The following is a 12,660-nucleotide window of genomic DNA, read 5'->3' on the forward strand; positions in this document are numbered from 1 at the left end:
GGCGTCAGGGAGCCAGCGGCGCCGACGGCACCGGAACCTCACCGGTCCGCTCGTAGGAAGAGATCATCCCGATCCGCCGGACATGACGCTGTTCGGCGCTGAACGACGTCCGCAGGAACGTCTCGACGAAGTCCACGGCCTCGGGGACGGTGTGCAGCCGGGCACCGAGACTGATCACGTTGGCGTCGTTGTGCAGCCGGGCGAGCCGGGCGGTCTCGGTGCTCCAGACCAGCGCCGCGCGCACCCCGGAGACCTTGTTCGCGCAGATGACCTCGCCGTTGCCGGAACCGCCGAGAACGATGCCGAAGGCGTCCGGCTCGCCCGCGGCCGCCACGGCGGCGGCAAGCACGTACGGCGGGTAGTCGTCGTCCGGGTCGTAGGTGGCAGGCCCGTGGTCGACCGGGGTGTGCCCCTGCTCGGTCAGCCACGTGATCAACGAGGCCTTCAGGTGGAAGCCCGCGTGGTCGGAACCAAGATGAACGCGCATGGGTGGAAATGATGCCCGCCCCCTGCGCTGCCCATGCCGGCCCCCGTCGAAAAGGAGGACAACGCACCCACCGGGCCGGGCTCCCATCCGGATCGGGCCGCGCACGGCGCGGTCCGGCCGGACCGCCGGCACCGCCCGGTCGAACACGGGTACCGCCCGGCCGAACGGTCGGGTACCGCTCAGCCGAGCGGGGACTCAGTCGAAGATGGGAGGGAGGTCCCGGGTGCGCTTGAGCTCGTAGAAGCCGGGCGTGCCGGCGACGAGCAGCACCCCGTCCCAGAGCCGCCCGGCGGCCTCGCCCTTCGGCGACGGGGTGACGACCGGGCCGAAGAAGGCCGTGTCCCCCACCGCGATCACCGGGGTTCCGACGTCCATGCCCACCCGGTCCATGCCGTCGTGGTGGCTGGCCCGCACCGCCTCGTCGAACTCGTCCGAGGTGGCCGCGTCCACGAGGTCCGTGGGCAGCCCGGCCTCGGTCAGCGCGGCGGCGAAGGTGTCGGCGTCCCACTCCGCCTTCTCCAGGTGACGGCGCCGGCCCAGCGCCGTGTAGAGCGGGAGCAGCACCTCGTCACCGTGGCGTGCCGCGGCGGCGACACTGATCCGCACCGGCCCCCACGCGCGCTTCATCCCCTCCCGGTACCGCTGCGGGAGGTCCTCCCGGCCCTCGTTGAGAACGGCGAGGCTCATCACGTGCCAGCTGAACCGCACCGGCCGTACCTGTTCGACGTTCAGCGCCCAGCGCGACGTCAGCCACGCCCACGGGCAGCTCGGGTCGAACCAGAAACCGGCCTGCGCGGGAGCGGACGGGTCGGGAGAGCCGGCAGGTCCCGGTTGCGCTCCGGAGGCAGGTGACGGGCGTGTGGACACGGTCTCGATCCCGGGCTGTGTGGTCACAAGTCACTCCTGATCACCAGAAACGGGCACGCCGGCAGGACGATCATGGGTGCCGCGCCGCCGGAAGGCCCGGGTTCATCGGTCACTCAGGCCCAACCATCAGGGGCGGGTGGCTACTTCCCGGATCGGGCGAGATAGCTCGCGACCCTGTTGACCACCGCCACGAACGGCACGGCGGCGACCGCTCCGGGGATGCCGGCAAGCACCCCGCCCGCGGACAGTGAGACGACGATCGCCAGCGGATGCAGCCGCACCGCCCGCCGCATGACCAGCGGCTGGAGCAGATGGCCTTCGATCTGCTGCACGGCGAGCACCACGCCGAGGATGACCAGCGCGGGTACCAGGCCGTTGGAGACGAGCGTGACCAGGATGGCCGCCACGCCCGCCACCGTCGCGCCGACGATCGGGATGAACCCCCCGAGAAAGGTCAGCAGTGCCAGCGGCGCGACCAGGGGAACCCCGACGACCAGCAGGCCGATGGTGATGCCGATCGCGTCCACCAGCGCGACGAACATCGTCCCGCGGATGTATCCGGTGACGGTCGCCCACGCCTCCTTCCCCGCGCCCCGGACCCGTTCCTCGGTGCCAGGGGGGAAACGGGTCACGATCCAGTCCCAGATCCGGTCACCGTCGTGGACGAAGAAGAAGGTCGCGAACAGGGTGAGCAGGATGCCGGTGAGCACCTCCGCGGCGACCGTGGCGCCGGAGAGCACACCGGAGACCAGCCGTCCCCGGTTGTTCGCCAACGTCCTGGTGATGTCGTTGGTGAGATCGTCCAACTGGCTCTGTGACAGGTGCAGCGGGCCGTCCCGCAGATAGTCGCGGACCTGCTCCACACCCTGGCTGACCTGGTCGGAAAGGCTCGGGAACTCGTTGGCCGCGTTGAAGCCGACGCCCACTCCGGCGCCCGCCACCAGAATCAGGAAGCCGAAGACGGTCACGAAGGACGACACCAACTTGGGCACCCCGTGCCGGCGCAGCCGCATCGCCGTCGGGTAGATCAGGGCGCTGACGAGCAGACCGGCGATCACCGGGATCACCACGACGCGGACGCGCCCGATGACGATCATGAGTATGTAGATCGCCACGCCGATGACGAGCAGGCGCCACGACCATCCGGCGGCCACCCGCAGGGATACCGGCACGTGCGGATCACCCGTTCCGGCCGAGGCGGCGGTTCCCGCCGCCGGGGCGTCCGTTCGTGGCGGGGTGCCGGGTCCCGCGGCCGGGGCGGGAGGACCGCTTGGCGGGACGACCGGGCCCGGCGCCGCGACGTCCGCCGCCGCGCCGGCGGGGACAGTGCTGGACTGGGCGGCGGCGTCCGACGGCACCGCGTCCGGACTCGGACTGTTCACGGACTCCGTCTCCGGGGGCGCTGCTGCCTGCGCAGCAGGCACCTCCGGGGGCGGAGCCTGCGGAGGGTCCGTCTGCGGAGCCGAAGCGTCCGGAGCTGAAACGTCCGAGGGCGGGTTTTCCGAGGGCGGGGGTTCAGTGGCCGGTACCCGCGTGTCCGGCGCGGGGTCATCCGGACGGGCCCGGCGTCCGCGACCGATCCTCCACTTCACGGGAGCTCCCGGTCCGCCGCCACGGTGGCCTCACTGATCAAACCCGTCACCCGCTGTGCCCCTTCCCCGGCGTCAGCCCCCGCGGTGCCACCTTCGTTCCCGTGCCACCCTGCCCGACAAGCCGGGCGTCGGCTCCGCAAACACTGYTCGAATCCCCCGTATCAAACCCGACAGCGGACGAGCTGGACAGTCGTGCGCCGTCATCGGGCAGGTCCGGGTGGAGCCGGTACGACCAGTGCGGAAGGCATGGGAGACTGGAAAGCCGTCGGGCTCTCTCCGTCGCGCCGACCGGCCCACCAGGCCGGGACGTTCGACGCCTCGTCCCGGACCGAACAGACTCGGGCCGGCGGGCTGGAGCCAACAGAGCCCACGGAGCAACCGGACATCGTCCGTCCACCGCCGCTGGATCGAAAGGACCTGTGTGTCAGCCAACAACCTCACCCGCGACGAGGCGCGTGAGCGCGCCCGGCTGCTCAATGTGTCCTCCTATGAAGTGAACCTCGACCTGACCAGCGGTGACACAACGTTCGCGTCACGGACTGTGGTGCATTTCACCAGCACTGAGCCGGGCGCCTCCACCTTCATCGAACTGACCGCCCCGACCGTGCGCGCGGTGACCCTCAACGGCCGCGCGCTGGACCCGGCCGAGGCGCACGACGGCAACCGGATCGCCCTGACGGACCTGCGGGAGGCCAACGAGCTGGAGGTGGTGGCCGACTGCGCGTACTCGAAGACGGGTGAGGGGCTGCACCGGTTCGTCGACCCGGTCGACTCCGCCGTCTACCTGTACACGCAGTTCGAGACCTACGACGCRCACCGCATGTACGCCTGCTTCGACCAGCCGGACCTCAAGGCGGTCTTCAAGCTGTCGGTGGTGGCGCCGTCGGAGTGGCGCTGCATCTCCAACGGCCGGTATCTGGAGACCACCGACGCCGGCGAGGGCCGGACCTTCTGGCTGTTCGAGCCGACACCGGTCGTCTCGACCTACATCACCGCGCTGGTCGCCGGCCCCTACCACGAGGTGCGCGACCATCACGACGGGATCGACCTCGGCCTGTACTGCCGGCGGTCGCTCGCCGAGTTCCTCGACCCCGAGGAGATCTTCACCATCACCAGGGCCGGGTTCGACTTCTACCACCGGGTGTTCGACTACCGGTACCCGTTCGGCAAGTACGACCAGCTCTTCGTCCCGGAGTTCAACGCCGGGGCGATGGAGAACGCCGGCTGCGTGACCTTCCTGGAGGACTACGTCTTCCGCGCGAAGGTCACCGAGGCCCGCCGGGAGCGCCGGGCCGAGACGATCCTGCACGAGATGGCGCACATGTGGTTCGGCGACCTGGTGACGATGCGCTGGTGGGACGACCTGTGGCTGAACGAGTCGTTCGCCACGTTCATGTCGGTGCTCGCCCAGGTGCGCTCGACCCGGTTCACCAACGGCTGGACGACGTTCGCGAACGCCGAGAAGGGCTGGGCCTACCGGCAGGACCAGCTCTCCTCCACCCACCCGATCGTCGCCGACGCCCCCGACATGGAGGCCGTGCGCACCAACTTCGACGGCATCACCTACGCCAAGGGCGCCTCCGTCCTCAAGCAGCTGGTGGCCTGGGTGGGGCAGGAGGAGTTCCTCACCGGCCTGCGCTCGTACTTCCGCCGCTACGAGTACGGCAACACCTCCCTGCGCGACCTGCTCGACGAGCTGGAGAACGCCAGCGGCCGTGACCTGACGGTGTGGTCGGCGGACTGGCTGGAGACCACCGGCGCCAACACCCTGCGGCCCCGGTTCGAGACCGACTCCTCGGGGCTGTTCACCACCTTCGACGTGGTGCAGGAGCCGGCGTCCTCGCCGGCGACGGCGAGCGCGACCCTGCGGCCGCACCGGCTGGCGATCGGCCTGTACGACCGCGCCTCCGACGGGTCGCTGCAACGCCGCGAGCGCGTCGAGCTCGACGTGGTCGGCGCGCTGACCGAGGTGCCGAAGCTCGTCGGGGCCCGGCGGCCCGACCTGGTGCTGCTCAACGACGACGACCTCACCTACGCCAAGGTCCGCCTGGACGACCGTTCGCTGGCCACCCTGATCGACTCGATCGGGACGATCCGCGAGTCACTGCCACGCACCCTGTGCTGGGCCGCCGCCTGGGACATGACCCGGGACGCGGAGCTGGCCGCGCGCGACTACGTCAAGCTCGTGCTGTCCGGGGTGGCCGCCGAGGACGACATCGGCGTCGTCCAGTCGCTGCTGGCAAAGGCCCAGCTCACCATCAACACCTACGGGGATCCGGCGAACCGGACGCGGGCCCTGCGCGAGCTGTCCGCCCGCGTCGAGGAGCTGCTGCGCGCCGCCGCGCCCGGCAGCGACCTGCAACTGGTGCACGCGACCACGTTCGCCCACGCCGAAGAGCCCGACCAGGTCGCACGGATTCGCGCGATCTTCGAGGGCGCCGACGTCGTCGACGGCCTCGTGCTGGACACTGAACTGCGCTGGACGCTGCTGATCCAGCTGGTGGCGCGCGGCGTCTACGGCCTCGAGGAGATCGAGGCCGAACTCGCCCGCGACCGGACGGCGACCGGCGAGAAGCGGGCCGCCACCGCCCGCTCGGCCCGTCCGACCGCTCAGGCGAAGGCCGCCGCCTGGTCAGCGGCGATCGACTCCGACACGCTGTCGAACCACCTGCTCGTGGCGACCCTGGGCGGTTTCTGGATCCCCGGCCAGGAGGAGCTGACCCGGCCGTACGTGAGCCGGTTCTTCGCCGAGATCGGCGAGATCTGGCGGACGAGGACCTTCGACACCGCTCAGACGATCACGCAGATGCTCTTCCCGTCCGCGATCGTCGAACCGGCGACGGTGGACGCGGTGGACGCCTACCTGGCCGAGGCCGACCCCGGCCCCGCCCTGCGCCGGGCCCTGGTCGAGGGCCGCGACGGCCTGCTCCGCGCCCTGCGCGCCCGCGCCAAGGACGCCGAGGCCGCCGCCAGTTCCTGATCCCACCGATCCCACTGATCCCACTGAAACATCCACAACCAGACGCCGCGAACACCGATAACGAAGACCATCCGGACCGCACGCTCCGCGGCTTGGCGGGGTGCTTGGAGGGGTGGGCACGACTCCACCCCTCCAAGGCCAAGAGCCTCCACCAGGTCCGGGGCGGCCCCGTTTCCACTTGACCATGCCTGCAAAATGTAGGCATCATGCAGGCGTGACGATTGCAATCACGATACGTGACGTTCCAGAGGACGTGCGAGACGCGCTGGGTGAAGACGCCCGTCGGCAGGGGCAGTCCCTGCAGGCATTCCTGCTGGGCATGCTCACCCGTCAGGCGCGGTTCGCGCAGAACCAGCGGATACTCGCGGCGGTCGAACGTGAGCTCGCGGGTGGCGACGGAGCCGGCCCAGATGCACCTGACGCCGCGCAGGTCCTCGCGGCCGCCCGCGCCCAGCGTGACGGCGGCCGGCCCGACAGCGACAGCGCCGGTTGATCGTCATTGACGCGTCCGTCCTGGCGAACGCGCTGGTCTACGCCGACGAGCGCGGCCAGCGGGCACGGGTGGCGCTGGGACACGACACCGAGTGGGCGGCACCCGAACACTGGATGGTCGAGGTCTTCTCTGTGATGCGTGGCCTCACGCTCGGTAAGAAAATCAGTGAAGAGCGGGCGCGTAGCGCCATCGCCCGGCTTCCTCATCTCGGGGTGGACCATGTCCGTATCGATGCGCTGCTGCCTCGCATGTGGCAGCTTCGATCCGGGATCAGCGGCTACGACGCGGCGTATGTAGCGCTCGCCGAAGCGCGCGATCTCGCGCTGCTGACTTCCGACAGCCGGCTGGCCCGCGCCGCGATGCCCTTCTGCGCCGTACGGCTGGTGGAATAGCCATACGGCCGTGGAACAAGCTGTGGCCAGCCGGTGGCAGGCTGCGGAGTCCCATCGGGAGTCCCCCATCGGGAGTCCCATTGCGGGGCGGCACACTACAGACTTCCGCGCCCTGCGCACCCGCATCAAGGACGCCGAAGCCACCGCCGGCTCCTGAACCAGCCGACGACGGGAACCGCAACCGCTCCGGCGGAGCACCTGGCGGGCACGTGACCAGCGGGCCCGCCGCAACACCCAAGACCAGACRCCGCTGACGCCGACAGCGATGGCGATACCCCACCGGGTGGTGCCACACCCGCGGACGCCACCCGGTGGAGCAGCCCTCCCCGCGTCCCGGGTACAGCTTTCGCGTCGCCGACATCGCGGAGCCCAAGCCCACAGCGCCGGTCCTCCCGAACGTATCGGGAACAGTTCCCGTACCAGCAGTATCCGGCCCTGGCCATCAGGCTGAAGCCGATCCGTCGGAGCGCGGCGACCCCTCGCGCACCCCATGGGTGCCGTGGGTGATATTTTCCGCCGCAATGGGGGACTTGAGCGACGGCGGTCCGATGACAGAACAGCAGATCAGGCCGAACCTGCACGCCTCGGCCGAGAAGCACCTTGGCAGTGGCCCGACGGCGGAACACCTGGACCAGGAACCGGCACCGCGATGGGATTTCTTCATCTCCTACGCCAGCGCCGACGAGCCCTGGGCGGAGTGGGTGGCCTGGCAGCTGGAGGCCACCGGGCTACGTGTGATGCTCCGGGCGTGGTACTTCGTCCCTGGGGCGAACTGGATAGATCTGATGCGGCAAGGAGTCAGCAAAAGCGATCGCGTCATCGTCCTGCTGTCCCACGCCTATCTGAATTCGATCTACAACCAGACGGAGTGGCGAGTCGTATGGGCGGCTGATCCGTCCGGGGAGAAGCGCAAACTGGTGCCGCTCCGAATCGAGGGCTGCGAGCCTCCCGAACTGCTCCACCAACTGGTCTCCGTCGATCTGTTCGATGTCGACCAGCATACCGCCCGCAAACTGCTGCTCCCCGTCGCCCACGACAAGCGGGAGAAGCCCGTCACCGAACCCCCATTCCCCGGCAACAACAAACGGGAGAAGCCCGTCACCGAACCGCCCTTTCCTAGCGGCCCGATCACACTCCCGCCCCAGACACGAGACAAGCTGGAATCCCCCGCCCCCGGGCCCGCTGACCCTCCTGAACCGCCTAACTCGATTTCGGGGAGCCCTGGGCGGTGGATACGCCGACGACGGGTACAGGTTGCGTTCGTCCTGGTACTCGCGCTCTTGGCAGGCGCGGTCGTCTGGCTGATCCTCCGCCCGACCGGTGACCCTGCTTGCAGGTCGCAAGGGACAGAGGTCTCGCTCTCCTGGATCGACGGCGAGTGCGTCGGATACAGTGCCAGAGATTTTAAGTTCGGAGAGGGCGGAGATAGGGATACGGACCCTCCCAGCCTGTCCGAGGTACAGGAAAAAATCTTCGCCCAGAACAGCTGCGCCGAGAAGCTGCGAGATATTTCTAACCAGCGACGCCCGTTCGTCACGCTGATTTATTTTTCGGCACTGACCAGGCCCCGGGAAGCGGGCCGGGACTGGGCCAAGGGAAGTGTCGCCGAGCTCACCGGGATGCTGACCTGGCAGCGACACCTCAACGTCATACGCGAGGATAAAGGAGCGTGCGAGCCCAACGACCGCCGGGAACGGAGCGATGACCTCCCCATACTGCGCGTCGTCGTTGCCAACGGCGGCTCCGAAATGAAGTACGCCTCCGAGGTTGTGAAAAGACAGATCATTCCGTTCGCCACCCGCCGTGAGAATGGCGTCCTTGGCGTCATCGGCATGGATCGCAGCACCGCCGCTACCGAGCAGGCCATCAGGGAGCTGGGTCGGAAAAAAATCCCCGTCATAGCCACGTCCCTTACCGGGGACGGCATGAAGGAATTCTCGCCGCTGTATTTTCAAATGGCCCCAGAAAACGAACGCCAGGCTCTTCTGGTAGCCATGTATGCGATCAAGAACAAGAAAAACAGGGTGAGTGTCTACTATCCGAGGAAGAGCGGCGATAACACCGCGGACGCGATGCCGGATATCGACAACCGGTACCTGTACACCCTTGTCCGGGATCTCAGAAACGAAATCGGGAAGACCTCGGCCCGATCGGTGGACAACAGATCGCTCACACTCGACCTGCGCGGCTGGAACAGCGAGCTCACCGACCGGGAGCTGCAGGCATGGCTCAGAAGTGAATGCGCGAAGCAGAACACGGACGATCTGATCTTCTATGCCGGCTGGGGAGACGACTTCGGTGATTTTCTCGATGGCATGGAAAACTGCCTCGACAAGGAAAAGGAAGGCCTGTTCGTCCTTGGCGACGACTCGGTCTCGTACTACGTCACCGGTAACGCCGGAAAAGACGACGGCAACGTCACCTTCCGATATGTGTCGATGGGCGCCCCGGTAGCGCTCGCCCGGGAAAGTTGCTCMTTCGGCACACTGGACAGTTACTATCAGCAGGGAAAAGCGCCGCTGGCGAGTAGCAATGCACTCCGAGAGTTCTGCACACGCTTGAACGACATGTACGAGAAAACAGGGGTCGAGCGCCCTGGGACGCTCTGGCCGGATGAGAACATCGGCCTCTCCTACGATGCCGTCAAGGTCTTCGTTGACGCGGTCCATACGACCCACGGCGAGATTGACATCGATAAGATAGTAAGGGCAGTGAGCCAGGAACCGCGGGAAGGCGCCACCGGAACCCGGGACTTCCGGGTCTCACAAACATCCACGGACAGGCAGCTCACCATCATCCGCGTCAATCGTCAAGATCATGATATACCCAGACCTGGGCCACCGGGAGAATCTCGGATCGACGCGGAGGAAAACGACAGTGAGCCGTGCAAGTTCGCGATTGTCGGCATCCAGCCGAGGACGGTCGACTGCTACGGGAATCCGGTGGAGCCGCTGGGCGGTTGAGCCGCCGGATGGACGAGCCGGTGGTGTCCCGTTCGGCTGAGGATCCTCCGCCCAGCCGAACGGGACGCCGGGATTCACCGGTCGATGCGGTCGAGTCAGGTGCGGAAGGGGCCAGTGATCTCGAAGGTGATGCCGCCGGAGGCGGAGCCGGTGGTGCCTCGCTGGGAGGAGAAGTACAGCCGCTGGCCGTTCGGGGTGAAGGCGGGGCCGGTGATTTCGGACGAGTTGTGGCCCACCAGGCGCAGGAACGGGGCCACGATGTCGTCCGGGGTGATGATGCAGATCTCCAGGTTGCCGCCGTCCTCGGCGACGTACAGGTCGCCGTATGTCGACCCGGTGATGTTGTCGACGCCGGTCAGCGGGGCGGGGCCGGGAGACACCAGCGAGTCGTCATAGGCGAGTTCGAAGGTGTTGGTGTCGACGTGCAGCTCCCACACCCGGTTGTCGCCCTTGGTGGTGAACCAGACGGTGTTGTTCGCGTAGTGGACGCCCTCACCGCCGTTGAAGTGCTTCGCGCCGGCGACCTGGTTGCGGGTGGCGGTCGGTGAGCCGTCCACGTCCGGAACGGTCTGCCAGCTGAACGTCCCGGACGTGCCGCTGCCGGCGACCAGCACCTCAAGGGTGCCCGCGGAGAGATTTCCCCAGGTGGTCGGGCGGAATCGGTAGAAACAGCCGTTGGTCTCGTCCTCGGTCAGATAGATGGCCTGGCGAACGGGGTCGGCCGCGGCCGCCTCGTGCTTGAAACGGCCCATTGCCGGGCGGCTCACCGCGGACGCGCCGGTGCTCGGATAGGTCTCCCACACCCGTCCCGAGGAGGTTTCCTCGCAGGACAGCCAGGTGCCCCAGGGGGTCGCCCCGCCCGCGCAGTTGGAGCTGGTGTTGGAAAGAATCTGCTGGGCGGAGGTGATGGTGCCGCTGGAATTGAACCGCAGCACCGAGACGCCACCGCCGCTGCTGCCGACCTCGGAGTTCGACGCGTATATCCAGCCCGTACCGTCCGGGAAGACAGCACCGCCGTCCGGGGCATTGTGCCAGGTGTAACCGGTTCCGGAGACCACCTGGCTGGAACGGGCGACGATACGGCTGGTGAAACCGGAGGGCAGCATGACACCGTTGGCGTCGGCGGACAGCAGCGACCCGTAGGGGCTGGCCCCGTTCTGGGCGGGAGCGGCCAGAGCCGTGTCCCACATCGCTCCAGAGAAGGCAAGGGCACCCGCTCCGGCGATAGCGGAACGCAAGAACGTTCGCCGTTCCATTGCTGACCTCCAAAATGCTGCGACGGCACYGGGCCGAATACGGTGGATTTACCGGCCTTTCAGCACTGTTCAGCACCGTCAGGGACCCCGCCGGACGGGATTGTCCGGGCCGTCGGTAACACTAGGACGAAACCGGCGGACGTAGGAGGAACATGGCGATGAACATCAGGAAACCGTCCGAAAACAACATGGAAAAGAAATGGAAAGGAAGGCGCCGGCCGCCGGCGGGCCCGTACTAGTTTGCTGTCAGCCAATGTTCGCCCTGTCCGCCACGCCCGGGCGGGGCCCCTGGYAGCGTTGCCAGAATCCTTGGGTAGCGCTGCTACACGACGGTTCCCGACTCCTTGCCGGGAGCACCTGGACACGACGGCCAGAGCAGGCACCGACTGACGCGGGATCAGGAAGAACGAACGGGGATCGCGAAATCCGCGGGACCCGGACAAACACGGCCGTCCACCGCGCGCGGAAAAAGATCGCGTGTTCTTCGGCTGTTCGGGAGGCCGCTGAACAACGACGCCTGTTCTGTCCGCGGGAAAGCTGGTGACGTCAACCGGGACATGTTGGCCGCGGCCCGACCGGGCATGGCGCCGGCCTACGACCCCGGAGCGGGCCTGGCATACAACATCGCGATCGTGCCTACCACGACACGATCGCGATTCGCGACGGTGCACGACATCCGACAAGCTGTGTCCGACAAGCTGTTGTCCAACAGCCGCTGCCCCAGAAGCCGCTGCCCGGCAGCAAGCCGCCTCAGAGCGAGGCCAACACCCTGCTCGGCCCGCTGTGGGAGGCGGACGGGTCGGGGCCGGCGGCGTCGGCCAACTGGCGCAGGCCGTTGACGATCCCGTTGACGATGTCGCCGAGGGCGAAACTGGAGGTCATCGTCAGGACAGCAAGCCCGGCGGCCTGGTCGGTGACGCGCCATCTGGCCCCCCGCGTCGTCCCGATGTGGACGAACCGCTGGCCGGGAGAGACCAGGATGGCGACAGCCGGATCGCTCGGGCGTGCCACCAGGTTGGCCAGCAGCCGTTCGGCGAACAGCGCCGGGTCGTCGTCGACGGCGCCCACCCGGACGGCGAACCGGATGCCGGTGCGGGCCTGCGCCGCCGCCCGCGCCCGTTCGAGCCGGTCGCGCTGCTCCCAGGTGAAGGGCTCACCAGCTGCCACTGGCACCGCCCGCGCCGGGTGAGGCCACGTGCGGGTGCTCACCTTCGGCGGCGGCCGCGGGCGGATCCCCGACCCAGACCTCGTCATGCTCCCAGGACCGCCCCGGCCGGTAGCGGRACGGGCCGCTGCCCCGGCTCGACAGCAGCGTGAGCCCGATCGCGACCAGGAACCCGCCGATGATCGTCCCGCCGTAGACGGCCCAGGCCTCCAGCGGCGTGAGCGGATCGGGACTGTACCGATCCCCGATGTCCTGCGCCAGGGCGGCGCCGCACATCGCGGGAAGAGCGAGAACAGCCAGCGTCACGACGGTGAGTACGCGGCGGGTGGTGGTCAGCCGAGGACGTCGACGAGTCACGTTGCGAAGGTTACCGGGTGATTGGCCCATGGTCGCCTGAAACCGAGCCCAGGCGGTACGCCCCGCCACGGCAGCCCAGCCCGACCACGGCCTGATATTACTTTACGT

Annotated in this window: 10 protein-coding genes; 4 read left to right on the forward strand and 6 right to left on the reverse strand. The window is 68.1% G+C overall.

Going from position 1 to position 12,660, the window contains the following annotated elements:
- Positions 1 to 4 precede the first annotated feature (4 nt).
- The 3 genes from BL254_RS10420 to BL254_RS10430 form a co-directional block, all read right to left on the reverse strand.
- Complete coding sequence (locus tag BL254_RS10420; RefSeq protein ID WP_013872925.1) at positions 5 to 487, reverse strand: ribose-5-phosphate isomerase; 483 nt, start codon at positions 485 to 487, stop codon at positions 5 to 7.
- A 195-nt stretch (positions 488 to 682) separates the two neighbouring features.
- Positions 683 to 1,381 (reverse strand): DSBA oxidoreductase, encoded by a 699-nt coding sequence (locus BL254_RS10425; RefSeq protein WP_047222895.1) that lies wholly within the window; start codon positions 1,379 to 1,381, stop codon positions 683 to 685.
- A gap of 113 nt (positions 1,382 to 1,494) precedes the next feature.
- A complete protein-coding gene (locus BL254_RS10430) occupies positions 1,495 to 2,736 on the reverse strand; it encodes an AI-2E family transporter (RefSeq protein WP_047222896.1) in 1,242 nt (413 codons plus the stop codon).
- Positions 2,737 to 3,367: 631 nt separating this feature from the next.
- Here BL254_RS10430 and pepN point away from each other — a divergent pair.
- The 4 genes from pepN to BL254_RS10450 all read left to right on the forward strand — a co-directional run bounded on the left by pepN (position 3,368) and on the right by BL254_RS10450 (position 9,774).
- Positions 3,368 to 5,926, forward strand: a complete 2,559-nt coding sequence (gene pepN / locus BL254_RS10435) for an aminopeptidase N (RefSeq protein WP_047222897.1) — start codon at positions 3,368 to 3,370, stop codon at positions 5,924 to 5,926.
- A 214-nt stretch (positions 5,927 to 6,140) separates the two neighbouring features.
- Positions 6,141 to 6,419, forward strand: coding sequence for a FitA-like ribbon-helix-helix domain-containing protein (locus BL254_RS10440; protein WP_083730966.1), 279 nt, complete (start codon positions 6,141 to 6,143; stop codon positions 6,417 to 6,419).
- Complete coding sequence (locus BL254_RS10445; RefSeq protein ID WP_047222898.1) at positions 6,416 to 6,811, forward strand: type II toxin-antitoxin system VapC family toxin; 396 nt, start codon at positions 6,416 to 6,418, stop codon at positions 6,809 to 6,811. Before BL254_RS10440 ends, BL254_RS10445 begins: the two co-directional genes overlap by 4 nt.
- Before the next feature lie 548 nt (positions 6,812 to 7,359).
- A complete protein-coding gene (locus tag BL254_RS10450; protein ID WP_175648342.1) occupies positions 7,360 to 9,774 on the forward strand; it encodes a TIR domain-containing protein in 2,415 nt (804 codons plus the stop codon).
- A 95-nt stretch (positions 9,775 to 9,869) separates the two neighbouring features.
- Here the strand turns inward: BL254_RS10450 and BL254_RS10455 are convergent, their stop codons facing one another.
- From BL254_RS10455 to BL254_RS10465, 3 genes are all read right to left on the reverse strand, one after another.
- Positions 9,870 to 11,030 carry an alkaline phosphatase PhoX gene (locus BL254_RS10455; protein ID WP_047222899.1) on the reverse strand — a complete coding sequence of 387 codons (1,161 nt, stop codon included), beginning with the start codon at positions 11,028 to 11,030 and terminating at the stop codon, positions 9,870 to 9,872.
- Between the two features lie 750 nt (positions 11,031 to 11,780).
- Complete coding sequence (locus tag BL254_RS10460) at positions 11,781 to 12,197, reverse strand: DUF5130 family protein (RefSeq protein WP_047222900.1); 417 nt, start codon at positions 12,195 to 12,197, stop codon at positions 11,781 to 11,783.
- The gene (locus tag BL254_RS10465) at positions 12,184 to 12,552 is read right to left on the reverse strand and encodes a hypothetical protein (RefSeq protein ID WP_254857997.1); all 369 of its coding nucleotides are present in this window, start codon (positions 12,550 to 12,552) and stop codon (positions 12,184 to 12,186) included. The genes BL254_RS10460 and BL254_RS10465 overlap by 14 nt, the downstream gene beginning before the upstream one ends.
- Between the last annotated feature and the right edge of the window lie 108 nt (positions 12,553 to 12,660).

Origin of the sequence: Protofrankia sp. BMG5.30, assembly GCF_001983005.1 — a bacterium.
GTDB classification, from domain to species: domain Bacteria; phylum Actinomycetota; class Actinomycetes; order Frankiales; family Frankiaceae; genus Protofrankia; species Protofrankia coriariae.

Bases quoted from the DNA above. Each gene is read 5' to 3' on its own strand.
- BL254_RS10420 (WP_013872925.1), bottom strand. From the start codon at position 487: ATGCGCGTTCATCTTGGTTCCGACCACGCGGGCTTCCACCTGAAGGCC.
- BL254_RS10455 (WP_047222899.1), bottom strand. From the start codon at position 11,030: ATGGAACGGCGAACGTTCTTGCGTTCCGCTATCGCCGGAGCGGGTGCC.